Here is a 25,266-nt window from a genome sequence, read left to right on the forward strand (position 1 = left end):
AATATGCTGGTCCACCGTGACCGAAACCCACCGCACAGACAGCATCGACCCGACCACCCTGCCGACGACTTTCGTACCGGTAGAACTAGAGGGCGAGCTGTACGTACGGTGGGTAGATAACGGCTACTTCACAGCCGATGCCGCCAGCGACAAGCCCGCCTACGCCGTCGTTATCCCGCCGCCGAACGTCACCGGCCGCCTGCACATGGGCCACGCCTACGAACACACCCAGATCGACGCCATCACCCGCCGCAAGCGCATGCAGGGTTACGAGACCCTGTGGCAGCCCGGCATGGATCACGCGGGCATCGCCACCCAGAACGTGGTCGAGCGCGAACTCGCCAAGGAGGGTCTTTCCCGCCACGACCTCGGTCGTGAAGCGTTCGAGCAGCGCGTCTGGCAATGGAAGGCTGAGTCCGGCGGCGCGATCTCCGACCAGATGCGCCGCCTCGGCGACGGCGTCGACTGGGACCGCGAGCGCTTCACAATGGACGAGGGCCTTTCGCGAGCGGTCCAGACGATCTTCAAACGCCTCTACGACGACGGCCTCATCTACCGGGCCGAACGCATCATCAACTGGTGCCCGCGCTGTGCCACCGCGATCTCCGACATCGAGGTCGACCACAAAGACCTCGACGGCGAACTCGTATCCATCCGCTACGGCGACGGCGAGGACGAGATCGTCGTCGCGACCACCCGCGCCGAAACCATGCTCGGCGATACCGCTGTCGCCGTACACCCCGCCGACCCGCGCTACCGCGACCTCGTCGGCCGCGAGATCGAACTTCCCTTGACTGGTCGCCGCATCCCCGTCGTCGCCGACGAGCACGTCGATCCCGAATTCGGGACCGGCGCGGTCAAAGTCACCCCAGCCCACGACCCGAACGACTTCGAGATCGGCCAACGCCACCACCTTCCCTCGCTGACGGTGATGGACGAGCACGCGATCATCACCGCCCCCGGCCCGTTCCAAGGACTCGACCGCCTCGAAGCACGCAACGCCGTCGTCGCCGCACTGCGCGCCGACGGCCGCATCGTCGCGGAGAAACGGCCCTACACCCACGCTGTCGGGCACTGCTCACGCTGCGGCACCGTCATCGAACCCCGGCTGTCGATGCAATGGTGGGTCAAGGTCGCACCCCTGGCAAAAGCCGCCGGTGACGCCGTCCGCGACGGCCGCGTCGCCATCCACCCGCCCGAGCTGGCCGGTCGCTACTTCGACTGGGTCGACAACCTGCGCGACTGGAACATCTCCCGCCAACTGTGGTGGGGACACCGCGTCCCCATCTGGTACAGCCCCACCGGCGAGACCATCTGCGTCGGACCCGACGAAACCGCCCCCGAAGGCTGGACCCAAGACCCCGACGTACTCGACACCTGGTTCTCCTCGGCCCTGTGGCCCTTCTCGACCATGGGCTGGCCCGACCAAACCGACAGCCTCGCCAAGTTCTACCCCAACACCGTGCTGTTCACCGGGTATGACCTGCTGTTCTTCTGGATCGCCCGCATGATGATGTTCGGCATCTACGCCACGGGCCGAGCACCGTTCGAGACAATCGCCTTGCACGGCATGGTCCGCGACAAACACGGCAAGAAGATGAGCAAGAGCTTCGGCAACGTGGTCGACCCGATCGACTGGATGGACGCCTACGGCACCGACGCACTCCGCTTCGCCCTCGCCCGCGCCGCCAACCCCGGCACCGACGCACCCATCGCCGAAGAGACCGTGGCGGGTAGCCGCAACTTCACCACCAAGCTCTGGAACGCGAGCCGATTCGCCCTCCTCAACGGCGCTACCACCAGCGGGCCGCTGCCCCCGACCGAGGACCTCTCGGTCACCGACCGGTGGATCCTGTCGCGTCTGAACACCGTGATCGCCGAAGTCGACAACTACTTCGAGGACTACCAGTTCGCGAAACTGTCCGACCTGCTGTACCACTTCGCCTGGGACGAAGCCTTCGACTGGTACCTGGAACTGTCCAAAGCTGTCTTCGCCCAAGGCGGTTCGCCCGCCGAGGCATCACGCCGGGTCCTCGGGCACGTGCTCGACACCTTGCTGCGCCTGCTGCACCCGCTCGTGCCATTCGTCACCGAGAAACTGTGGACAACCCTCACCGGCGAAGAATCGGTCGTCATCGCCGCCTGGCCGCAAGACTCCGGCTTCCGCGACCCCGACGCCGACGCCGACGCCGACGCCACGGTCGCTCAACTCCAGCAACTCGTGACCGATGTTCGCCGATTCCGATCCGAGCAGGGTGTGCGCTCAAGTCAAAGGGTGCCCGCCGAACTCGACCTCGCCGCGGCGCTGTCTGACCACGAGGCAGCTATCCGGCAACTGCTGCGCCTCGATTCCCCGACCGCTGACTTCGCTCCGACCGCGACGCTGCCGATTGGCGATTCGCGTATCAGCCTCGACTTGTCGCAGGCAATCGACGTAGAGGCCGAGAAACGTCGACTTGAGAAGGACCTCGCCGGCGCCCTCAAAGAGATCGAAGCCGCTGAGAAGAAGCTGAACAACAACGCCTTCCTCGCGAAGGCGCCCGACGACATCGTCGCTGGAATCCGCAACCGACACCAAAACGCTGAGACAGCAGCCCAGCGAATCCGCGAACAGCTCGCCACGCTGCTGGGATAACCCTCGCCCCGACAGCCTTCGTCGCAAGCCGAAGGCTGTCGGGTGTCTGAGTCATACAACATCGGCCCAGAAGATCAAGGGTCTCTACAGTGCCAATTCGAGGAGACGACAAGATGAGGCTCCCGCTACGCACAGTTGTCTCTCCTCGACGCCTAAAGAATTGGCAGCCGACCAGCGGCGGGTATTGTGGCCGGGCGTGGACCACGCGAATGGTGATCATCGGTTGCGGCGGCAGCGGCAAGACGCACCTCGCCAACCAGCTCGCCGACCTGCTCGGGCTACCGTTGACCCACCTCGACGCGATCTACTACGACTCCGACTGGAACCCGCTCCCAGCCGAAGAATTCCAGGCCATCCAAGAGCGCCTCGTCGCCGGACCGCGCTGGCTGATCGAGGGCAACTACGCGGGCACGTTGCCGATTCGACTCGCCGCGGCCGACACCGTCGTCTTCCTCGACCTGCCCGCCATCACCTGTATCACCGGCGTGCTGCAACGACGTTGGCGCTACCGGGGCGGTCAACACCGCGACGGCGTCTACGACCGCATCACCTGGGGATTCCTGCGCTACATCTGGAGCTACCGCGCCCAGCTGCGCCCGCGCGTGCGCGAGCTGATTGCCGAACACGGCGACCACGTTGAGCTGATCACGCTGACAAGTCGCCGCCAAGCCACGCGCTACCTCTCCCTCCCACGCTCTCAATCTCCCGCTACTAGCTGACACCAATTGTTCTCGGAGCCGAACCGCACTTCTACCGCGGACGCAATACCCGCTGGGACTACAGGCCGATCTTGGCCGGTGCCCGGTTGATATGGGCGGCCAGCGCGGTGATGACGAGCTCGGCGTCGCGGTGGACTCCGCGCAGGGTGTTGGAAGAGAACGATCGCTGGAATTCGAGTCCGACGTAGACCAGGCCTGGGTGGATGGTCGATACCCCGGCGCTGTGGAGTGGGTAGCCGTCGGCGAGTGCACCGAGCTCGGTGAGGTAGCCGAGGTTGGGGCGGTAGCCGGTGGCGAAGAGCACGGTGTCGACCGGTTCGCGGGTGCCATCAGCCCAGACGATGGCGTCGGTGTCGAAGCTGGTGAACATCGGTTGCCGGTTCAAGCGGCCGGTGGTGAGGGCGTGGTGGTAGTCGCCGGTGTCCATGACGAGGGTGCCGCCGACGTAGCGGATGAGCCATTCGGGTGGGAGTTGGTCGAAACCGGTGGTTACGAGCCAGTGGTGGATGTCGTGTCCGTCGCGGTGTTGGGGCAAGAAGTTGATCGGGTTGTGAGTGGCCAAAGTGACCGTGGCGTGGTCGGTGAGCTCGTAAGCGACTTGGACTGCGGAGTTGCCCGCGCCGACGACGATCACCCGCTGACCGGTGTAGTCCTGGGGGCGGCGGTAGTCGGCGACATGCAGGAGGTTCCCGCCGAACTGGCCTTGCCCGGGAAGTTCAGGCAGATACGGGTTCCCGAAAGAGCCAGTGGCAGCGACGATCCCGGCGGTGTGGAGCTGTTGTCCATCAGCGGTGTGGACGACGAACCCTTGATCGGGGTGGGCCTGCACGGTGGTGACGGTGGTGTTGGTGCGGATGTCGGCGTCGAGGGTTTTCGCGTAGCGGCGTAGGTAGTCGACGACTTCGTCGCGATGCGGGTAGTGGTCGGGATCGGCGGGAAATTCCAGGCCGGGCATGGTGCTGTGCTGGGCGGGTGAGAACAAAGTCAGGCTGTCGTAATAGTGCGGCCAGGACCCGACGGCCTCGGGCCCGGCCTCGAGGACGACCGGGGTCAGGTCGTGATCGGTGAGGGCGCGGGCGGCGGTGAGACCGGATTGTCCGGCGCCGATGACGAGTGCGTCGATCATGAGTGTTGTTCTTTCGGTGAGTGTTTCGGAATGGTGGTCAGTGATAGCGCGGCAGCCGCTGCGGCGGCGAGGCCGAGGATCACGAAGGTGGTGGGGTAGCCGCCCAGTCCGGTGGCCAGGGCGGTGGCGGCGAAGGGGGCCGAGGCCAGGGCGATGGTCATGGGTGCCGATAACCAGCCGGTGAGTTGCCCGTAGTGGGCGGTGCCCCACCGGTCGGTGATCGCGGTGGCCTGTAGGAGGGTGAACACACCGCGTGCCATCCCGGAGAGCACGGCGGCGATGGTCAATGCTGCTGCTGTGGTGAAGATTCCGAGCAGCATCGTGGTGGCCGCGATCGCGACCAGGATGATTGTGGTGCGGGTGCGCACGGTGGTGCGGGCGGCGAAGGCGCTGTAGCCGACGCGGCTGGCGACTTGCCCGACCCCGCCGAGGCCCAGGGCGATCGCGGCGGTCGTGGTGGAGATTCCGCGTTCGGTCATCAACGGCACGAGGGTCACCACGACCGCGAACGAAGCGAACACGGTGACACTCAACGCGATCGCCAGTGCGAGGAAGGCTCGGCTGCGGGCGATCGTGCCGGGGTCAGCTTGATGGATGTGCTCGACTTCGGGTTCGGGGCGGTCGGGCCAGGGCAGTCGCAACCCGAACCAGTGCCCGGGAACGGTCACGATCGCAAGAATCACCGCGAGCACGAGATAGGTTGCACGCCAGTCCATGCGGGAGACCAGTGCGGCGGTCAGGGATGCGAACACGGTGGAGGCGAGTCCACCTGCGAGGGTCAGCACGGTCAGCGCTTTCACTCGGTCGGGTCCGTACCAGCGGGTCAGCGCGGCGAAAGCCGGTGGATACAGCACCGCACCCATCGCCACCCCGACCGATACCCAGCCGAGCAGAAACACCATGAGGGTCTGCGCGGTGGCCACGATGATCAGCGCGGCGACCGCGAGCACAGAGCCCGCGGTCATCACTACTCGTGGTCCGTGGCGGTCCAGGCGTCGGCCGACGAGGATTCCGGTGAGCGCGGTGAGGAGTTGTCCGGCGGAGAACACCGCTGTCAGCGCGGTGGGTGACCATCCGGTGTCGGTGGCGATGGCTCCGAGCAGGACGGGGAAGGCGTAGAACAGGATTCCCCAGCTGGTGATCTCGGTGACGCACAAGACCACCAGCACCCGCCGCAACCCGGCCGCGGCGGGTGCCGTCGGTGTCGAAACAGCCTGCATCGCAGTGGATCAGCGCGCGGGCGAGGAGGTCAGGGGCAGTTCCTGGATCGCGGTCGGCACGCTGAGGGTCAGCTCCTGCACGGCGGTGGGGGCCCCGCAGCATCCGCCCGTGGATTCTTCGGCGGGGGCGTCGAACAGTCCGGATCCGCCGCAGACCCCGGTGTCGGGCAGGGTGAGTTCGACTCGTTGTGCGGCTTCGTGGTCTCCGGCGAGGGCGGCGACGATGGAGCGGACCTGTTCGTAGCCGGTCATCGCCAAGAATGTCGGTGCGCGGCCGTAGCTTTTCATCCCGGCCAGGAAGACTCCGGGTTCGGGGTGGGACAGTTCGGTGACTCCGTGCGGGTAGACCGTGCCGCAGGAATGGGCGTTCGGGTCGATCAGCGGTGCCAGCTTGGTCGGTGCCTGCAAGGTGGCGTCGAGGTCGAGCCGGATTTCCGAGAGCCAGGACAGGTCCGGGCGGAACCCGGTCAGCACGATCACTTCGTCGACGTCGGTGACGGGGTCGCCTTCGGCGGGGATGAGCGTGAGCTGGCCGTGGTCGGCGTGTTCGACGGTCTCGGTGCGGAATCCGGTGACCACGTTGATGTGTCCGGCCTCGACCGCAGCCTGAGCGCGCAGCCCGAGGGCGCCGCGAGCGGGTAGTTCGTCGGCTTGTCCGCCACCGAAAGTGGATCCGATCGTGCCCCGACGCAGCAGCCACGTGATGCGAGTCCCCGGGTGCTCGCCGGCCAGTTCGGCGAGCACGATCAACGCGGTGAGCGCGGAGTGCCCACTTCCGGCGACGACCACGTGACGGCCTGCGTGCCGGGCCGCGATATCAGGGTCGGTGAGGTCTGGCACACGGTAGGAAATACGTTGCGCCGCAGCGGCTTCGCCGATAGCGGGCAGCCCGTCTCCGCCGAGCGGGTTCGGTGTCGTCCAGGTGCCGGAGGTGTCGATAACCGCGCGGGCGATGATTCGTTCCTCACGCCCGTCGGCGCTACGCACGTGCACGGTCAACGGTTCGCTGTCGCGTCCGGCGTCCACGACACGGTCGCGGCCTCGGCGCGCGACACCGGTCACTTCGGTGTTGAACCGGGCCGCGTCACCGAGCGCTGCGCCGAGCGGGCGCAGGTAGTGCTCGACCCACTCCGCGCCGGTCGGGTAGCCCTCGAGGTCGGGTTCGGTCCAGCCGTGAGCATCGAGAATGGGTCGTGCGGCCGGGGCGATCAGCTCGGCCCAACGCGAGAACACCCGCACGTGATGCCACTGCGCGACAGCAGCACCGGCGTGCTCACCGCGCTCGAGCAGCAGGAACGGCAGCTCACGACGGGAAAGCTCGGCAGCGGCGGCCAGACCGACCGGACCAGCTCCGATAACTACGACGGGCAGGGAGTTCATGACGAACCTTCTTTCATCGATGCAGATCGATTAACTACGGCTGAGAGTATCGACTGGCATCGATGAATGCAACCATCGATCTACGTCGATATACTGGCCACATGCCCATCGCTCTGCCCCAAGCCCAGGTCCTGCCGACCGGCGAAGCCACCACCTACGCCGAGTGGTTCGCCTGCCTGGCCGAACCGGTGCGAGTGCGATTGCTGCACGCGGTGGCCACGACCCCGAAAGGCATTACGGTCGGCGCGCTGACCGAGATCCTGGGCACGAGTCAGTCCACGACCTCCCATCACGTCCGCAAGCTCGCCGACGTGGGATTCGTGCGCCTGCACAAGGAAGGCGCCGCGACCATCGTCACCGTCAACGAGGCATGCTGCGCCGGACTGCCCCACGCCGCCGATGCGGTGATGGGCCTGCTCGCGCCGCGTCCGTGCTGCCCCGCCGACCTGCCCGCCGACGTCACCATCCGCGCCCTGGAGCCCAGGGATTGGGCTGACGTGCGCCGCATCTACGGTGAGGGGATCGCCACGGGGATCGCGACCTTCGAGACCGAAGTCCCCACCCGCGCCCACCTCGACAAGCATTGGCTGCCCGCCCACCGATGGGTCGCCGAGATCGACGGCCGCGTCGTCGGCTGGACCGCCGCTGCCCCGGTGTCGAGCCGCGACTGCTACGCCGGTGTCGCCGAGAGCTCGGTCTATGTCGCCGACTCCCACCGTGGACGCGGCGTGGGCAAGGCCCTGCTGCACAAGCAGGTCCTCGCCGCGGACGACGATGGCTTGTGGACGTTGCAGACCTCGATCTTCACCGACAACCGCGCCTCGCTGGCCCTGCATCACAGCGCCGGATACCGCACCGTCGGTGTGCGCGAGCGCATCGCCCAACGCGACGGTGTCTGGCATGACACCGTTCTGCTCGAGCGCCGCTCGCCGGTCAGGTGACCACCCCTTCATGGTGTTCACCCGGCGATTGCTTGCCTATTCGCGACTGCCGACGCAACCCTGGACGAACTCGAGACCATGGCCAGAAGACAATCAGCGGTCGTTCACCGGATGTTTGCTTGCACACTGAATTGATATGCGTCAATATCGAAGGATGTCTAAGTCGGAGCTGAACCTGACCCCGGTCGCGGCCTGTGCCGTAGAGCCGGTCGTCCGCGATCCCTTGCCCCCTACGGAGGCCGCCGAACTCGCCGCCGTATTCAAGGCGTTGTCGGACCCGGTGCGCCTTCGACTGTTCTCGCTGGTCGCGAGCCGCGCCGGTGGAGAAGCATGCGTGTGCGACATCTCCGACGGTGTCGACGTCAGCCAGCCGACCATCTCGCACCACCTCAAGGTGCTGCGCGAAGCCGGACTACTCACCAGCGAGCGCCGTGCCTCCTGGGTGTACTACCGCGTCGTACCCGAAGCATTCGCCCGGATCTCGAGCGCGCTGATCGATGAGGGTGTGACGGCATGAGCGCGACAACGACCGCCGAGCACCCGCCCGTTGTCGGCAAGCTCTCGACCCTCGACCGGTTCCTGCCGGTATGGATCGGCGTGGCGATGGCCGCCGGGTTGTTGCTCGGCCGGATGATTCCGGGCCTCGGCGATACGTTGAGCGCTGTCGAGATCGACGGCATCTCCCTGCCGATCGCGCTCGGTCTGCTGATCATGATGTACCCGGTGCTGGCCAAGGTCCGCTACGACCGCCTCGACACCGTCACCAGCGACCGCAAACTCCTGATCGGGTCCCTACTCCTGAACTGGGTACTCGGCCCGGCGCTGATGTTCGCCCTGGCCTGGATCTTCCTGCCCGATCTGCCCGAGTACCGGACCGGCCTGATCATCGTCGGCCTGGCCCGCTGCATCGCCATGGTCATCATCTGGAACGACCTGGCCTGCGGCGATCGCGACGCCGCGGCCGTGCTGGTCGCCCTGAACTCGGTGTTCCAGGTGTTCATGTTCGCCGTCCTCGGCTGGTTCTACCTGTCGATCCTGCCCGGCTGGCTGGGGCTGGAACAGACCGCGATCGACGTCTCCCCCTGGGAAATCGCGAAATCGGTCCTGATCTTCCTCGGCATCCCGCTGCTGGCCGGATACCTCACCCGCCGCTTCGGCGAACGCGCCAAGGGCCGCGAATGGTACGAGGAGAAGTTCCTTCCCCGCATCGGCCCGTGGGCCCTCTACGGCCTGCTCTTCACGATCGTGGTCCTCTTCGCCCTGCAGGGTGACCAGATCACCTCCCACCCCCTCGACGTCGTCCGCATCGCCATCCCGCTACTGGCCTACTTCGCCGTCATGTGGGGCGGTGGCTACGCTCTCGGCGCCGTCATGGGCCTGGGCTACGCACGCACCACCACGCTCGCTTTCACCGCCGCGGGCAACAACTTCGAACTCGCCATCGCCGTCGCGATCGCCACCTACGGCGCAGCCTCCGGCGAAGCACTCGCCGGTGTCGTCGGCCCGCTGATCGAGGTCCCGGTGCTGGTCGGACTGGTCTACGTCTCGCTGGCGTTGCGAAAGCGATTCTCCGACACCACCTCTGGCCCCACGGTGACCGGAGCCGCCAAGTGAGCGACAAGCCCTCGGTGCTGTTCGTCTGCGTGAAGAACGGCGGCAAGTCCCAGATGGCGGCCGGTCTGATGCGTCACCTGGCCGGTGACCACGTCGAGGTTCACTCCGCCGGTACCCGGCCTGGTTCGGTGTTGAACGAGCTTTCGGTGGCATCGCTGACCGAGCTGGGCATCGACCTGGCCGACGAAATGCCCAAACCGATCGACCCCGACCTGCTGCGCACCGTCGACCTCGTGGTCACCCTTGGCCGCGAAGCACAGGTCGAACCCGTCCCCGGTGTCCGAATCATCAACTGGGACACCGACGAACCCTCCGAACGCGGAATCGACGGCATCGAACGCATGCGCCTGGTGCGCGACGACATCCGTGAACGCGTGGTCCTACTGCTGGAAGAACTCACCGCCTGAGCGCGGACCAACCAAGGGACAGTGTCATGACCGACAGCCCGGTTACCCATGCCAACTACCACCGTGACGACCTCACCCTCGATCAGCAGCACGCGCTGAAAACGGCCGCGACCCGACTGGGCCGTGAATTCGAAGGCACCTTCGGCCTCGAGACGATCGACCGGTTCCTGCACTCCTCCTACGACCAGTTCGCCGGGCGCGCCACCGTGGTGAACTACCTGCCGTTGCTCGCCGAACGCTTCGCCCGCCAGCGACTCAACGCCCTGGCCCGCGTCGAAGGCAAAGCCAACACCGGCACGCCCACGGTGCTGTTCCTGTGCACCCACAACGCGGGCCGTTCGCAGATGGCGCTGGGGTTCTTCACGCACCTCGCCGGTGACAACGCGGTGGCGTGGTCGGGTGGCTCCGAGCCCGGCGACGAGATCAACCCGGCCGCGATCGAAGCGATGGCCGAGATCGGCATCGACATCACCGGCGAATTCCCCAAGCCGTGGACCGAGGAGATCCTGCAGGCCGCCGACGTAATCATCACCATGGGCTGCGGTGACGCCTGCCCGCTGTACCCGGGCCGACGATACGAGGAATGGCAGCTCGACGACCCGGCCGGGCACGACCTCGCAGCGGTCCGCGTGATCCGCGACGATATCGAAACCCGCGTCCGACACCTGCTCGCCGAACTCGACATCCCAGCCAGCTGACCCTTCCCTGCCACCGAAAGGCATTGCCTCCCATGACGACCAAACCCAGCGTGCTCTTCGTCTGCGTCCACAACGCGGGCCGCTCCCAGATGGCGCAAGGTTTCCTGACCAACCTCGCGGGCGACGAGATCGAGGTCCGCTCCGCTGGCAGCGCCCCCGGTGAAACCCTGAACCCGGCCGCGGTCGAAGCGATGGCCGAACTCGGTGTCGACATCACCGACCAGTCCCCCAAGATCCTCACCCCGGAGGCGGTGGAGACCTCGTCGGTCGTGATCACCATGGGCTGCGGCGATGCCTGCCCGTACTTCCCCGGTGTCGACTACCGCGACTGGAAGCTCGAAGACCCGGCGGGCAAGGGCGTCGAATCGGTGCGCCCGATCCGTGACGAAATCAAGAAGCGGATCGAGGAACTGATCGCCGAACTTCTCCCCGCGCGCGCCTGAATCACCCGACTCGAGAAAGCGACATGTTGATGAGCAAGATCGAGGTCTTCGAGCCCGCCCTGTGCTGCAACACCGGCATCTGCGGGCCCGACGTCGACCAGGCCCTGGTGAATTTCTCCGCCGATCTGGATTGGCTTCGCAGCCAGGGCGGGAACATCACCCGGTTCAACATGGCCTCGGAGCCGATGGCGTTCGCAAGCAACGATGCCGTTCGTAGCTTTCTCGAAGTCGCAGGTTCGCAAGGCCTTCCACTCGTTCTGGTCGACGGCGTCACGGCCCTCACCGGCCGGTACCCGACGCGCGAGGAGATCACCTCGTGGTCGGCGCTCGATCAGCCGAATTCGGCGGCATCCAGTGTGGTGTTGCTCGACATCAACCAGGGCGACAACTGCAGCGGACCCGGGTGCTGCTGATTCCCGTGGATACTCCCGCCTTTCTGACCGATACCCCGCGGTTCCTGTTCTTCACCGGGAAGGGCGGGGTCGGCAAAACCTCGGTGGCCTGCGCCTCGGCGATCGCACTGGCTCGCGCCGGTGACAGTGTGCTGCTGGTCAGCACCGATCCCGCCTCGAACATCGGCCATGTGTTCGGCACGACCATCGGCGCGTCGGTCACAGCGATCCCGGCGGTGACCGGGCTGTGGGCGTTGGAGATAGACCCGCACCAGGTCGCGGCAGCCTACCGCGAGCGGATCGTCGGCCCGGTGCGCGGATTGCTGCCCGCAGCCGAGATCGACGCCATCACCGAGCAGTTGTCCGGTTCGTGCACCACCGAGATCGCCTCGTTCAACGAGTTCACCTCGCTGCTCGACCCGGCCGCCGACCAGTTCGCACAGTTCGATCACATCGTGTTCGATACCGCCCCGACCGGACACACCATCAGGCTCCTGCAGCTGCCCGGAGCATGGACCGATTACTTGCAGGGCAGCGGCGACGCCTCCTGTCTGGGACCGCTGTCGGGGTTGGACGCCCAACGCGAAACCTATGCCGCGGCCGTGCGCGCGCTCACCGACCCGCAGCGCACGCGACTGATCCTTGTTGCCCGAGCCCAAGCCGCCGCGCTGCGCGAAGTCGCCCGCACCTACGACGAACTCACCGACATCGGAGTCCGCGCCGGTCACCTGGTTGTCAACGCTGTTCTGCCGCACACCGATACCGAGGACGACCTCGCTGCCGCGATCAGTCGCCGAGAATCGGCCGCGCTCGCGGGGATGCCGGCATCGCTCACCCAACTCCCCTGCGAGCAGATCACGCTCAAACCCGTCGAAATGATCGGGGTAGCGGCGTTGAGCACATTGTTCACCCCCACCACGCCGGTGGCCGAGACCACTTCCGCCGGTGAAACCTTCATCGAACCCGCGCCCTTGTCGGCGCTGATCGATGAACTCGCTCTCGATGACCACGGCCTGATCATGTGTATGGGTAAAGGCGGCGTCGGCAAGACAACCATCGCCGCGGCGATCGCGACAGCCCTGGCCGCCCGCGGCCACCACGTACACCTGAGCACCACCGACCCCGCCGCACATCTGGACAACGCGCTCGGTGAGACCCCCACTACGTTGCAGGTGTCCCGCATCGACCCGGTCGCGGCAACCGAGCAGTACCGCCAGCGAGTGCTGCGCACCCGCGGCACCGATCTCGACGAGCAAGGTCGCGCCGCCCTCGCCGAGGATCTGCGCTCGCCGTGCACCGAGGAAGTCGCGGTGTTCCAAGCCTTTTCACGCCTGGTCAACGAGTCGCGACGGCACTTCGTCGTCGTCGATACCGCCCCGACCGGACACACCCTGCTGCTGCTCGACGCCACCGGCGCCTACCACCGCGAGATCAGCCGCAACCTCGGCACCGACCGCAGCTTCACCACACCACTCATGCGCCTCCAAGACCCCACCCAGACCAAAATCCTCGTCGTCACCTCCCCGGAGTCGACGCCTCTGCTCGAATCCGTCGAACTGTGCGCAGATCTGCAACGCGCGGCGATCACGCCCTGGGCATGGGTGCTGAACAACTCCGTCGCCGCCGCATGCCCCACCGACGCATTGCTCCGTGCCCGAGCCGCGACCGAGGCCGCCCACATCGAGGCGGTGGCAACCCGATACAGCCACCGGCATGCGGTGGTGCCCATGTCGAGTCGAGAGCCGGTCGGTCCCGAACGACTGGCCGAGTTGTCCGGCGAGGCCACCACCCGCAGGCCTGGTTGATCAACACCTCCGGCTGAATCGAAATTTATCGATACATAGGGTGTCGAGTCGTCGTCCGTTCACCTCGGCTTCACATCGAAATATTTGGATTCAAGGGTCCCGAGATGAGGGATCCGGTGGCACACACCGGATCCGGGCAACGACTGGAGGCCCCACCCATGACCAAGCGAACCCGCGTGCACCTGACCGCCGCAAGCGCCGTCGCGGCACTGACCCTTGCCCTGTCCGCATGCGGCAGCGATCCGGCCGGGCCTTCCCTGTCGGGCCCCGTGGTGATCGACGGGTCGAGCACCGTCGAACCGTTGTCCGCAGCGGCAGGCGAGCTGTTCATGCAGGACCACAAGGATGTTCAGGTCACCGTCGGAACCTCCGGCACCGGCGGCGGTTTCAAGAAGTTCTGCGTCGGTGAAACCGACATCTCCAACGCCTCGCGTCCGATCAAGGACGCCGAGAAGCAGTTGTGCACCGACAAGAACGTGCAGTTCAGCGAATTGCACGTCGCCAACGACGCACTGACCGTGGTGGTGAACAAGTCCAATACGTGGGCCAACTGCCTGACCGTCGCGCAGCTGAAGAAGATCTGGGAACCGTCCTCGACTGTCAAGAACTGGAACGAGGTCGATCCGTCGTTCCCGAACGAGCCGCTGAATCTCTATGGCGCGGGCCCTGACTCGGGCACCTTCGACTACTTCACCGGTGTGATCAACGGCAAGGAAGGCGACAGCCGCAAGGATTACAACCCGACCGAGGACGACAACATCACCGTCCAGGGTGTGGCGGGCGCCAAGGGCGGGTTGGGGTACTTCGGCTTCTCCTACTTCGAGGAGAACGAATCCAAGCTCAAGGCCGTCCAGATCGATGGCGGCAACGGCTGCGTCGCGCCGTCGGTCGAGGCCGCTCAGGACGGCACCTACAAGCCGCTGGCGCGCCCGCTGTTCATCTATGTCTCCGACACCGGTGTGAAGAAGCCGCAGGTGGAGAAGTTCGCCGAGTTCTACATCGACCGCAACGACGCCATCGTCGAGGCCGCGAAGTTCGTGCCGCTCACCGACGCACAGAAAGACAAGACCCGCGCCGCGCTGGCCGATCTCAAGGCCAAGGCAGGCGCTAAGTGACCGTTGGTCACCGCACGACCGATGGCCCCTCGACTGCGGGGGGCCATCCCGTCGTGTGGCAAGGAGAACCCGCCGACCTGAGCGCCCGGTCGGCCCGGGTCGGTGAACGCATCATCAAAGTGGTGCTGATGTCGTCAGCCTTCTTCTCGGTGATCGTCACCGTGGGAATCGTGGCGTCGCTGGTACTACCGCTCGGCACGTTCTTTCAGCACGTCGGGCTGGGCGAGTTCTTGTTCGGTACCGAATGGACCGCGGCCTTCGGTGACAAGTTCACCTGGGACGACAAGTCCTGGGGGGTGCTGCCTTTGGTGGTATCGACCCTGATGATCACCCTGATCGCGCTCGCCGTCGCGGTCCCGCTCGGCCTCGGCGTCGCGATCTATCTCAGCGAATACGCCTCACCTCGCGTGCGCAAAGTGCTCAAACCGCTGCTCGAAATCCTGGCCGGCATCCCCACTGTCGTCTACGGATTCCTCGCACTCACCGCCCTGACACCGATCCTCGGCACCATCTTCGAATTCCAGGGGATCTATACCAACCTGGCCCCGGGCATCGTGATGGGCTTCATGATCGTGCCCACGGTCGCCTCGCTCAGCGAGGACGCGATGTCGGCGGTGCCGTTGGCGTTGCGTCAGGGCTCTTACGCGCTGGGCGCCAACCGGATGCAAACCACACTGCGCGTCGTCTTCCCCGCCGCGCTCTCCGGCATCGTCGCCGCGATCGTGCTCGGCATCTCCCGGGCTGTCGGCGAAACGATGATCGTCACGATCGCCGCGGGCAGCAAAGCGCACCTGTCGTTCGATCCGCGTGAGGGAGCGCAGACCATGACCGGGTTCATCGCCCAGATCGCCAGCGGCGACGCACCCCAGGGCAGCCCCGTGTACTACTCGCTGTTCGCGGTCGGCGCGCTGTTGTTCGTGATCACGCTGGTGATCAACATGATCAGCATCCGGCTGGTCCGCAAGTACAGGCAGGCCTACTGATGACCTCGACATCCATCATCCGCCCCGATCTGACCGGTAAGAACCGCAGTTCCGCGCCGTCGACGATTTTCGCGATGCTGCTGTGGGCGAGCTTGGCGATCGTGTGCGTGTTCTTGTTCTTCGTGCTCGCGATCATCGTGCAGAAGGGCATCGCCCGCTTCCACCTGGACCTGGTCACCAACCAGCCCTCCAAGATCACCCCGCAAACCTCCGGAGTCGCCTCGGCGCTGTACGGGACTCTGTGGGTGTGCGTGCTGACGGCGGGTTTCGCACTGCCACTCGGGATCGCCGCCGCTGTGTATCTCGAGGAGTACGCAGATCCTCGTTCGCGCTGGAATCGTTTGGTCGAGTTGAACATTCAGAATCTGGCGGCTGTGCCGACGGTGATCTACGGCATCTTGACCCTCGCGTTCGTGGTGCGTGGCCCGGCTTCCATCGGCGGTGTCGTCCTGGCCGGGGCGATCGCACTGGCGCTGCTGATCCTTCCGGTCGTCATCATCACCACTCGCGAAGCATTGCGCGCGGTTCCTCGCGAAATCCGTGACGGCTCCATGGCATTGGGTGCCACTCTCTGGCAGACCACGTGGAAGCAGACACTGCCCTCGGCGATCCCCGGTATCGCGACCGGCTCGATCTTGGCGCTGTCGCGAGCCATCGGCGAAGCGGCTCCCCTGATCCTGGTCGGTGCCACGACCTTCGTCACCTTCAATCCCGACGGGGTCTTCTCCCGCTACACCACCTTGCCCGTGCAGATCTACAACCTCGTACCGCAGGACCGCCAGGCCTTCCGCGATCTGGCCTACGCCGCAATCCTGCTCCTGCTCATCGTCTTGCTGGCCATGAACGCTGTCGCGATCTGGCTTCGCAACCGCTACCAGCGCCAATGGTGACCCCGTCATGAAGGAGAAAACCATGACCACAGCCGATTCCCACCTCACCGCCGACCGCGGTCGCCGCTCGCCCAGCATCAAGATCGAGGCCTCGCGACCGCTGCCCGCCGTGGGTGGGCAGCCAGACGGTGTGATCAGCCTGCGTCAGCTGTCGGTGTACTACAACGACTTTCGGGCTGTCTCCGGTGTCGACATGTCGTTCAGCAGCAAAGAGATCACCGCGTTGATCGGGCCGTCGGGTTGTGGAAAGTCCACGGTGCTGCGGTGCTTGAACCGGATGAACGACCTCGTTCCCGGCGCCCGCGTCGAAGGCCGCGTCGCCTACCACGGCGCCGACATCTACGGTGCCGGTGTCGATGTCATCGAGGTCCGCCGCCGTATCGGGATGGTGTTCCAGAAGGCCAATCCGTTCCCGAAGTCGCTCTACGACAACATCGCCTACGGCCCCCGCGTCACGGGCATGAAGATCGAGAGCATGGACGACCTCGTCGAACGGGCCCTGCGCGGCGCCGCGCTCTGGGACGAGGTCAAAGACAAACTCAAAGACAACGCCTTCGGCCTGTCGGGCGGTCAGCAGCAACGGCTGTGTATCGCCCGGGCGATCGCGACCTCCCCGGAGGTGATCTTGATGGACGAGCCGTGTTCGGCGCTGGACCCGATCGCCACCGGCAAGATCGAAGATCTGATGACCGAACTGGCTTCGGAATTCACCATCATCATCGTCACCCACAACATGCAGCAGGCCGCCCGCGTCTCCCAGCGCACCGCGTTCTTCACCGCCGCCGCGGACGACAAGGGCCAACGCACCGGCGCCCTGGTCGAATACGCGCCTACCGAGCAGATCTTCGGCAATCCCGTCGACCCGCGAACGGAGGACTACATCAGTGGCCGGTTCGGTTGAGATGGACGACCCACTCACCGATGCATGGGAATCGGGCTACTCGCAGTTCCAAGCGCGCCGCCGTGCCTGCCTCACCGGCACCACCCGGGAACAGATGACGGTACTCGTCGTCGACGAGACCCAGACCGCGCGAACACTGCAAGCGGACCTGGCCGGTCAGCCCATCGAACTGCGAGTGTGTTCCGACCCGGCACACGCCCTGCTCGTCCTCGGGCGGACCTGCCCGGACGCGGTGCTGCTCGGACCGACATCCGGGCGGCTGTCCGCGATCGATTTCCTCGAGATCCTGCGCGCGGAGGAACCCGGCATCCCGGTCCTCGTGGCCGCAGGACCCGGTGACGGCGTGTTCGCCGCCCAAGCCGCCGAGCACGGCGTGACCGCGGTGGTACCCCGGCCCTACCGTAGCCGCGAACTCCTGGCGATCCTGCGGTCGTTGTCGACCACGTCCGAACAGATCACGATCCACCCGATGGTGATCGATCTGGGCCGGTTGCGCATCGACGGCGCCGCACCCAGAATCTGGCTCGACGGACAGCAGATAATGCTGCCGCCGATGGAGTTCCTGCTGCTGCGCTACCTGGCCGACCGCAGAGGGGCGGTGATACCCCGCAAGGACCTCATCCGAGCGTTATGGGGCGACCGCCCCACCTCGAGCAACAGCTTGACCGTGCACGTCCTGCGGTTACGACGACGCCTCGGTGACGACGAACACAATCCGCAATGGATCCGAGCGATCCGTCGGCTCGGATACCAGTTCGACGTGCCGCCACGTTCACCGAACGTTCACCGCGAATGAGCACCATGTCACCATGGCATCGTCACCGAAGGACACCGAACAGCACGGCGACACCGCGGTCGCGACCCTCACCGGTCACGAACCCGCTGTCGCCGCACGCCTGTTCAAAGCCCTCGGCGACCCCATCCGCGTCAAACTCCTCACCCTGGTGCGGCAGTCCCCCGACGGCGAGGCATGCTTCTGCGACCTGGCCGAAGAATTCGACTTCGCCCAGTCCACCCTCAGCCACCACCTGCGGATCCTCGTCGACGCTGGGGTTCTCTCGCGGGCCCGTCGCGGAACGTGGAGCTGGTACAGCGTCGTCCACGAAGCGCTCGACGAGATGGAACTCATCCTGCGCGCCGGTGGACCCCTGCGCGCCAAGCCGAGCACCGACTGCAGCTGCTGATCCGCCCCTTCATATCCATCGGAGATTCACCGGCCGTTCCTTGATCGGTCGTACGCAGCCCCCAGGATCGAAATATGCCGATCCAGCCTGGTCGTCTTGTTCAGAATCCTCGGGAGATTTTGTGACCCTCAAACCACTCGCCCTGTTCGTGAAGCACGACGGGCAGTCGTCGCGCGCTTCTATGACGTGCCAGTACAAGTGCGGCAACGCATGCTTCCACGAGGTCTCCAATACCTCCGACGGGGGCTACTTCGGCGACATCGTCTCGACCCTGTCTCGCCGCGGCGTGCTCAAAGGTGGCGCGGTCGCCGTCCTCGCGGTCGGTGCGGGCAGCGTCCTGGCCGCCTGCGGCGACGACGCCACCACCGATCCGGCGGGATCGCCCGGGATCGGGACCGACTTCACCGCCGTCGCACCCAACACCCGCGACGAGGTCATGATCCCCGACGGGTACGAACAACAGGTCGTCATCCGTTGGGGTGATTCGGTGTTCGCCGACGCACCTGCGTTCGACTTCGACAACCAGACCGCAGCGGCTCAGGCCAAACAATTCGGGTTCAACGCCGACTACGCTGCGCTACTGCCCATCGAGGGCGCACCGCACAAATACCTGCTGGTGGTCAGCCACGAGTACACCACCGAGCCGATGATGTTTCGCGGCTTCTCCCCCGACTCGGTCACCCGGGAACAGTACGAGATCGCCTTGGCCGCACACGGTTTGACCGTCATCGAGGTCCAGGGTCACGCCGATTCCGGCAAGCTCACCCCGGGCTTCGGCAAGTACAACCGGCGCATCACCGGGACCACCGAAATCGGTTTCACCGGCCCCGCCGCGGGCAGCGACCTGCTCAAAACCTCCGTCGATGCTACGGGAACGAAGGTTCTCGGCACACTGAACAACTGCGGCGGCGGTGTCACCCCATGGGGCACTGTGCTCTCGGGCGAGGAGAATTTCAACGGCTACTTCGCCGGGGAAGCCACCGACCCGACTATCGCGGCCCGCCACAAGCGCTACGGCGTCGGCAAGGTCGACATACCGCGCCACTGGGAACGGTTCGACAAACGATTCGATGTCGCCCAGGAACCCAGCGAAGCCAACCGATTCGGCTGGACCCTCGAGATCGACCCCTGGGACGCGTCCTCCACCCCGGTCAAGCACACCGCACTGGGGCGGTTCAAACACGAGAGCGCCGAAATCCACGTCACCGACGACGGCACCGTCGTGCTGTACATGGGCGACGACGAACGCTTCGAGTACATGTACAAGTTCGTATCCTCGAAGAAGATCCAGTCCGGCAACGGAGCGGCCGCCCGCCGCCACAACATGACCATTCTGTCCGAGGGCACCCTCTACGTCGCCAAGATCACCGGAGACCACCCCACCCAGATCGACGGCACCGGAGAAGTCCCCTCCGACAAGGGTTTCACCGGCACCGGACAGTGGCTTCCACTGCTGGAAGCCCGTGCCGACGGACAGAGCAAATCCCTCGTCGAGGGCATGAACGCCGCGGAAGTCGCCGTATTCACCCGCCTCGCCGCCGACAAGGCAGGCGCCACCAAGATGGACCGCCCCGAAGACATCCAGCCCAACCCCAAGACCGGCAAGGTCTACGTCGCGCTGACCAACAACAGCAACCGCGGCAAGGAGGGCTACGCCGGTCCCGACGAAGCCAACCCGCGCAACCAGAACAAGAACGGCCAGATCCTCGAAATCACCGACGACCACACCGGCACCAGCTTCACCTGGACATTGCTCCTGGTCTGCGGCGACCCTGCCGCCGCCGACACCTACTTCGCCGGTTTCGACAAGTCGAAGGTCAGCCCGATCTCCTGCCCGGACAACCTCGCCTTCGACCCCTACGGCAACCTATGGATCTCCACCGACGGCAACGCCCTCAAATCCAACGACGGCCTGTTCTCGGTGGTCCTCGACGGACCCAACCGCGGTGAGACCAAGCAATTCCTCACCGTGCCCATCGGCGCCGAAACCTGCGGCCCGATCATCGAAGAAAACCGCGTCCTCGTCTGCGTGCAGCACCCCGGCGAATCCGACACCGCCACCACCGACAACCCGACCTCCCACTGGCCCGACGGCGGTAGCACTCAGCCACGCGCGTCGGTCGTTGTCGTCTGGAAGAAGAACGGCGGCCGTATCGGCCGATAGGCCCGATGGTTGTCCCGGCCGATTGCGGCCGGGACACCTGTGCTCGCAGCCGTTCCACGCCAGGTCGCGACAAACATCTCTTTGGGCAGTGCTTCGCTGGAAGTTGGCATAAAGTGCTGTTCTGATCACTCGGTGGGCTTGGCGAACGCCATCATGTCTAGCGCGCCCACGAGAGCACAACCGCATTGCGACTGGTCGCCCGCGTCGAGGAAGCCTTCGTCGCCCTGCCCAGCGCTCTCACCTGACCACCGCGCACATCACGGTCGCCGACGCCTTCACTCCCCGGTCGACCTCGTGATCGCCCGACGGCGGCGCGGCACCGTTTGCTCCTGGTCGCGCTGAGCGGGCAGTGCCGCCGCGATCGCAGCAACCGCGAGCATGGCGACTGCGATCAGCCAGAAGGCTCGACCGTATCCATGGTCGGCACCCGTGGCTGTGGTGAGCAGCGCCGCCAGGCCGAGTGCTGCCCCGACTTGTTTGGTCATATTCATCAGCCCGGACGCCGCACCGGCGTCAGCGACAGGTACTCCCGCGTTGACGACGGCAGTGAGCGGAGTGTTCAGCAGTCCGGCACCGACACTGAAAATGATTGCGGGGCCAAGGATTCCGATCACGTAGGTGCTGTTTTCGTCAAGCTGGGCTTGCCATACAAATCCCGACGCTGCCAGTAGCGCACCGCCAATGATGAGGACCCGAGCGTCGACCCGGCGCATCAACCATGGAGTCACCTGGGTGCCGACGGCTATGGTGACGAGCGTGTGAGGCAGGAACGCGAGCCCGGTCTGCATCGCGGTGTAGTCCAGGATGTTCTGCATCGACAAGGCCAAGAAGAACCACATTGGATTCAGGCACGCCCCAGCCAGCAGCATCGCGAGATTGCCGACCGCCACCGACCGAATCCGCAGCAACGACAACGGAACCAGCGGTGCCCGTGCCCATCGCGCCTCGACGATCACGAACACCGTCAACAGCGCCGCCCCGGCCGCGAGCGCCGAGAGGGTCATCGGCGCCGACCATCCCTGTGCCGTGGCCTCGCCGAACCCGAAGGCGATCGCGACGAGCCCGCACGTCACCAACGTAGCCCCGGCGACATCGAGGCGAACCCGGGACCGGATCGGCGAGTCCGGGGCGATGACGCCGACCGCAGCCGCCAGTGCGAGCGCCCCGATGGGCACGTTGATCAGCAAGGTGGCCCGCCACGACCAGAATTCGGTCAAGACACCTCCAAGGAGATTGCCTGCCGTCCCGCCCGCCAGGCCGATCGCGGCCCACGCCGCGAGGGCCTTCGTTCGTCGTGGCCCCTCGGCAAAGCTCGTGGTCAAGATCGTCAGCGTCGCCGGGGCCAGCACCGCCGCACCTACCCCTTGGGCGGCGCGGGCGCCGATCAGCCACCCCGGCGTCGAAGCCAGCCCACCGACCAGGCTCGCGAGGGTGAACAGCAACAGCCCGGCGAGGAAAACGTGCTTGCGCCCATAGAGGTCGGCCAGGCGACCACCGACCAGCAGCAGGCCCGCGAACACCAGCGCATAGGCGTTGACCACCCACCCGAGCCCGGAATCGGTGAAGCCCAGCGACGTCCGCACCGACGGCAACGCAACATTCACCACCGAGACGTCGAGCACCACCATGAACTGCGCCGCGCACACCACCGACATCAGCGCGACCGCGCGTGCCGGAACGGCCGCCGCTCTCTCGTCTGTATCGGGTCGCCGCATACCCACCTCCCGATTGATACAGTTGTATCCAATACATGTGTATCACCGAGATGGTGGTGCCGTCGAGAGGGGATGCCGTGCCCAGAACCGTGGACCACGCCCAACGACGGGCCGAAATCGCCGATGCGGTCGTACGGGTCGCTGCCCGAGACGGGCTACACGCGGTGACGATTCGCGCCGTGGCAGCCGAAGCCGGTTCCTCGATACGGTTCGTGCAGTACTACTTCGCTACGAAGGCCGAGCTGCTCACCGGTACGTTGAACCACCTCGAACAGCTCAGCCACACTCGATGGCAACAGCGACTCGCCGGCCTGCCCGATCCCCCACCGAGCCGCGTGCTCGTCGAGGCATTCTGCGCCGAAGCCCTACCCACCGACGCACCCAGCCGCGCCTTCCATCTGATCGGCACCTCGTACGCGGTCCTGGCCATGACCGATCCCGAACTCGCGCAACACCCTTTCGTCGCGAACATCGACCGTCTCGAAGGGCGGATCGCTCAGGCACTCGGCCAGGCGCAACGGCTAGGCGAGCTCGCTGAGGGCATCGAGGTGGCCGCCGAAGCGACCCGACTGGTCATGCTCACCCACGGCCTCGGCACGAGTGTGCTCATCGGCCAGCACAGCGCGAGCACCGCCACCGCAGTGGTGAGATATCACCTCGATCGAGTCTTCACGGTTGAACCGTCGCAGCAAGCACCGACCTCGGGCAGTCACGAACCTGCCGACGAGCACTGACCGACTGGCGGACCACCGGCCGCCCGGCAACGGGCCGACGACCTCGTTGTCAGGCACGGCGATGTTCACCAGCCAGTTCGGGTCGCCGCTGATGTTCGGGCCGCTGATGGCGGCCTCCATTCACCACCGGATACCCACTCGCCGCGATCGCGGCCGCCATCCTCGCCGGGATCGTCGTCATTCGGATCGATGGCCCCACCGGGGAAGTCCGGCGATACGGCGGCGAGCAGTCAGTTCATGCAGGGGGTTCCGAGGAGCGTGTGGTGAGCAAGTCGGTGAGCTCCTCGGCGTAGGCCAGATGCTTCCGTAGCCGGTCGGCGCTGTCGGCAGCTTTGTCCCGGAACGTGAGCAGATCCGCCTGCGCCGCCTCCCGCGCGGCCGGGTCGGCCGAGGGGTCGTCGAGCACGTCGACCGCGTCGAGCAACTGCTTCATCTCCGCGAGGGTGAATCCGAGGGGCTTCATCCGGCGGATGACCAGCACCCGATTGACATCGGCCTCGGTATAAAGCCGGAACCCGCCCGCCGAGCGGGCCGAGGGCTGGACCAGCCCGACCTCGTCCCAGTGGCGGATCGACTTGAGCGAGAGCTCGGTGCGCTCGGCGACCTGCCCGATCTGCAGGTAACCGCCGGCGTCGGTACCCACCTCAGTGCCCTCCGACCAGGTGCCCGGACAACCTGTCGTGACGTGCTTCCGAGGCCGCGTTGAGTCCGATGATCTCGACGTTCTTGCCCTTGGACTCGTACTTGGTGGTGATCGCGTCGAGGGTGGCCACGGTCGAGGCGTCCCAGATGTGCGCATCCGACATGTCGATCACGATATTGGCCGGATCGTCGACGTAGTCGAACTGGTAGACCAGGTCGTTGCTCGAGGCGAAGAACAACTCTCCGCGCACCTTGTAGACGCGGGTGTCGATGGCACCGTCGTGATCGGTGTCGGAGTCGGAAACCTTGTCGACCTCGGTGAAGTGCGCGACTCGGTGAGCGAACGCGACCATCGCCGTGAGCACGCCGGCGATCACGCCGTAGGCGAGATTGTGGGTCGCCACGGTGACCGCGACGGTGACCGCCATGACGGTGGTTTCGGCGATCGGCATGCGCCGCAGGGTTTTCGGGGCGATCGAGTGCCAGTCCATGGTGCCGACCGAGACCATGATCATCACCGCGACCAATGCGGCCATCGGGATCAGCGCGACCACATCACCGAGTCCGACGACCAGGATCAGCAAGAACACCCCGGCCAGGAACGTCGAGATGCGGGTGCGCGCACCGGAGGATTTCACATTGATCATGGTCTGGCCGATCATCGCGCAACCGCCCATGCCACCGAAGAAACCGGTCACAACGTTGGCCACACCCTGGCCCCAGCCCTCACGGGTCTTGTCGGAATGGGTATCGGTGATGTCGTCGACCAGCTTGGCCGTCATCAACGACTCGAGCAGGCCGACCAGCGCCATCGCCAGCGCGTAGGGCGCGATGATGCTCAACGTGTCGAGGGTGAAGGGGACGTCGGGGATCAGCCAGGACGGCAGACTCGACGGCAACTCGCCCTCGTCGCCGACATTGGGCACGTTGAGCGAGAACACGATGGTGGCCGCGGTGAGCAGCACGATCGCGACCAGTGGCGCCGGAACAACATTCGACAGCTTGGGCAGAAACACCATGATCACGATGCCCAGCGCGACCATTGGATACACCAGCCAGGGCACTCCGAGCAGGTGCGGGATCTGCGCGGTGAAAATCAGGATGGCGAGGGCGTTGACGAACCCGACCATCACGCTGCGCGGAATGAACCGCATCAGCCGGGCGACGCCGACCACGCTGAGCACGATCTGCAGCACACCGGCGAGGATCACCGTCGCGATCAGGTAGTCCAGGCCATGTTCGGCGACCACCGGTGCGATCACCAGAGCGACAGCACCGGTCGCGGCCGAGATCATCGCCCGGCGACCACCGACGATCGCGATCGTCACCGCCATCGTGAACGAGGCGAACAGACCGACGCTCGGGTCGACCCCGGCGATGATCGAGAACGAGATCGCCTCCGGGATCAACGCCAGCGCGACCACCAAACCGGCCAGCACCTCGGTCTTCAGCCGTTTCGGGCTGCGCAACGCGACCAGTACCGATCCTTCATCAACCGGTCGATGTGTCGTCGACACCATCGGCACTCCATTCCAATTATCACGCGCACGCAGGTGCA

General features: G+C 65.7%; 24 protein-coding genes. 18 read left to right on the plus strand and 6 right to left on the minus strand.

Annotated elements, in window-relative coordinates; all coding sequences use genetic code 11:
* The first annotated feature begins 16 nt into the window (after nt 1-16).
* Together NCO8_RS12210 and NCO8_RS12215 are read left to right on the plus strand one after the other, a co-directional pair.
* Complete coding sequence (locus NCO8_RS12210) at nt 17-2,635, plus strand: valine--tRNA ligase (RefSeq protein WP_067640057.1); 2,619 nt, start codon at nt 17-19, stop codon at nt 2,633-2,635.
* Between the two features lie 209 nt (nt 2,636-2,844).
* Entirely contained in the window at nt 2,845-3,354 is a 510-nt protein-coding gene (locus NCO8_RS12215) for a P-loop NTPase family protein (protein ID WP_067639034.1), read from the plus strand.
* A gap of 58 nt (nt 3,355-3,412) precedes the next feature.
* Here NCO8_RS12215 and NCO8_RS12220 read toward each other — a convergent pair whose 3' ends face one another.
* From NCO8_RS12220 to NCO8_RS12230, 3 genes are read right to left on the minus strand one after another with little or no spacing between them, the layout of a single operon-like run.
* Nucleotides 3,413-4,480 carry a flavin-containing monooxygenase gene (locus tag NCO8_RS12220; RefSeq protein ID WP_067639036.1) on the minus strand — a complete coding sequence of 356 codons (1,068 nt, stop codon included), beginning with the start codon at nt 4,478-4,480 and terminating at the stop codon, nt 3,413-3,415.
* On the minus strand, nt 4,477-5,700 hold the full coding sequence (locus NCO8_RS12225; RefSeq protein WP_067639038.1) for an MFS transporter: 1,224 nt from the start codon (nt 5,698-5,700) through the stop codon (nt 4,477-4,479). Before NCO8_RS12225 ends, NCO8_RS12220 begins: the two co-directional genes overlap by 4 nt.
* A 9-nt stretch (nt 5,701-5,709) precedes the next feature.
* Complete coding sequence (locus NCO8_RS12230; RefSeq protein WP_067639040.1) at nt 5,710-7,080, minus strand: FAD-dependent oxidoreductase; 1,371 nt, start codon at nt 7,078-7,080, stop codon at nt 5,710-5,712.
* 101 nt (nt 7,081-7,181) lie between these two features.
* Here NCO8_RS12230 and NCO8_RS12235 point away from each other — a divergent pair, with 101 nt between their 5' ends.
* From NCO8_RS12235 to NCO8_RS12305, 15 genes are all read left to right on the plus strand, one after another.
* The gene (locus NCO8_RS12235; RefSeq protein WP_245655325.1) at nt 7,182-8,021 is read left to right on the plus strand and encodes a helix-turn-helix domain-containing GNAT family N-acetyltransferase; all 840 of its coding nucleotides are present in this window, start codon (nt 7,182-7,184) and stop codon (nt 8,019-8,021) included.
* 154 nt (nt 8,022-8,175) lie between these two features.
* Nucleotides 8,176-8,538: an ArsR/SmtB family transcription factor gene (locus tag NCO8_RS12240; protein ID WP_067639044.1), complete on the plus strand. Its 363-nt coding sequence runs from the start codon at nt 8,176-8,178 to the stop codon at nt 8,536-8,538.
* Nucleotides 8,535-9,635: an ACR3 family arsenite efflux transporter gene (gene arsB / locus NCO8_RS12245; protein ID WP_067639046.1), complete on the plus strand. Its 1,101-nt coding sequence runs from the start codon at nt 8,535-8,537 to the stop codon at nt 9,633-9,635. The genes NCO8_RS12240 and arsB overlap by 4 nt, the downstream gene beginning before the upstream one ends.
* Nucleotides 9,636-9,688: 53 nt before the next feature.
* Nucleotides 9,689-10,042, plus strand: coding sequence for an arsenate-mycothiol transferase ArsC (locus NCO8_RS12250; protein WP_210740087.1), 354 nt, complete (start codon nt 9,689-9,691; stop codon nt 10,040-10,042).
* Between the two features lie 26 nt (nt 10,043-10,068).
* A complete protein-coding gene (locus tag NCO8_RS12255) occupies nt 10,069-10,740 on the plus strand; it encodes an arsenate reductase ArsC (RefSeq protein ID WP_067639048.1) in 672 nt (223 codons plus the stop codon).
* A gap of 32 nt (nt 10,741-10,772) precedes the next feature.
* Complete coding sequence (locus tag NCO8_RS12260; protein WP_067639050.1) at nt 10,773-11,183, plus strand: arsenate reductase ArsC; 411 nt, start codon at nt 10,773-10,775, stop codon at nt 11,181-11,183.
* A 29-nt stretch (nt 11,184-11,212) separates the two neighbouring features.
* A complete protein-coding gene (arsD, locus tag NCO8_RS12265; protein WP_067640063.1) occupies nt 11,213-11,596 on the plus strand; it encodes an arsenite efflux transporter metallochaperone ArsD in 384 nt (127 codons plus the stop codon).
* Between the two features lie 5 nt (nt 11,597-11,601).
* A complete protein-coding gene (gene arsA / locus NCO8_RS12270; RefSeq protein ID WP_067640061.1) occupies nt 11,602-13,380 on the plus strand; it encodes an arsenical pump-driving ATPase in 1,779 nt (592 codons plus the stop codon).
* 158 nt (nt 13,381-13,538) lie between these two features.
* Nucleotides 13,539-14,495: a PstS family phosphate ABC transporter substrate-binding protein gene (locus NCO8_RS12275; RefSeq protein ID WP_067639052.1), complete on the plus strand. Its 957-nt coding sequence runs from the start codon at nt 13,539-13,541 to the stop codon at nt 14,493-14,495.
* 53 nt (nt 14,496-14,548) lie between these two features.
* The gene (pstC, locus tag NCO8_RS12280) at nt 14,549-15,478 is read left to right on the plus strand and encodes a phosphate ABC transporter permease subunit PstC (protein ID WP_245655326.1); all 930 of its coding nucleotides are present in this window, start codon (nt 14,549-14,551) and stop codon (nt 15,476-15,478) included.
* Entirely contained in the window at nt 15,478-16,368 is an 891-nt protein-coding gene (gene pstA, locus NCO8_RS12285; RefSeq protein WP_067639056.1) for a phosphate ABC transporter permease PstA, read from the plus strand. Before pstC ends, pstA begins: the two co-directional genes overlap by 1 nt.
* A 22-nt stretch (nt 16,369-16,390) precedes the next feature.
* Entirely contained in the window at nt 16,391-17,269 is an 879-nt protein-coding gene (gene pstB, locus NCO8_RS12290) for a phosphate ABC transporter ATP-binding protein PstB (protein WP_084457139.1), read from the plus strand.
* A complete protein-coding gene (locus tag NCO8_RS12295; protein WP_067639058.1) occupies nt 17,253-18,065 on the plus strand; it encodes a response regulator transcription factor in 813 nt (270 codons plus the stop codon). The genes pstB and NCO8_RS12295 overlap by 17 nt, the downstream gene beginning before the upstream one ends.
* A 13-nt stretch (nt 18,066-18,078) precedes the next feature.
* Entirely contained in the window at nt 18,079-18,453 is a 375-nt protein-coding gene (locus NCO8_RS12300) for an ArsR/SmtB family transcription factor (RefSeq protein WP_067639060.1), read from the plus strand.
* 121 nt (nt 18,454-18,574) lie between these two features.
* Nucleotides 18,575-20,617, plus strand: coding sequence for a PhoX family protein (locus tag NCO8_RS12305; protein ID WP_067639062.1), 2,043 nt, complete (start codon nt 18,575-18,577; stop codon nt 20,615-20,617).
* Nucleotides 20,618-20,892: 275 nt separating this feature from the next.
* Here NCO8_RS12305 and NCO8_RS12310 read toward each other — a convergent pair whose 3' ends face one another.
* Complete coding sequence (locus NCO8_RS12310; protein WP_281201979.1) at nt 20,893-22,272, minus strand: MFS transporter; 1,380 nt, start codon at nt 22,270-22,272, stop codon at nt 20,893-20,895.
* A 137-nt stretch (nt 22,273-22,409) separates the two neighbouring features.
* Between NCO8_RS12310 and NCO8_RS12315 the strand changes: the two genes are divergently transcribed.
* Nucleotides 22,410-23,066: a TetR/AcrR family transcriptional regulator gene (locus NCO8_RS12315; RefSeq protein WP_067640067.1), complete on the plus strand. Its 657-nt coding sequence runs from the start codon at nt 22,410-22,412 to the stop codon at nt 23,064-23,066.
* A gap of 235 nt (nt 23,067-23,301) precedes the next feature.
* Here the strand turns inward: NCO8_RS12315 and NCO8_RS12320 are convergent, their stop codons facing one another.
* Nucleotides 23,302-23,709 carry a MerR family transcriptional regulator gene (locus NCO8_RS12320; RefSeq protein ID WP_067639066.1) on the minus strand — a complete coding sequence of 136 codons (408 nt, stop codon included), beginning with the start codon at nt 23,707-23,709 and terminating at the stop codon, nt 23,302-23,304.
* Nucleotide 23,710: 1 nt separating this feature from the next.
* Complete coding sequence (locus NCO8_RS12325; RefSeq protein WP_067639068.1) at nt 23,711-25,228, minus strand: SulP family inorganic anion transporter; 1,518 nt, start codon at nt 25,226-25,228, stop codon at nt 23,711-23,713.
* Nucleotides 25,229-25,266: the final 38 nt, after the last annotated feature.

Origin of the sequence: Nocardia coubleae NBRC 108252, assembly GCF_001612805.1 — a bacterium.
GTDB classification, from domain to species: domain Bacteria; phylum Actinomycetota; class Actinomycetes; order Mycobacteriales; family Mycobacteriaceae; genus Nocardia; species Nocardia coubleae.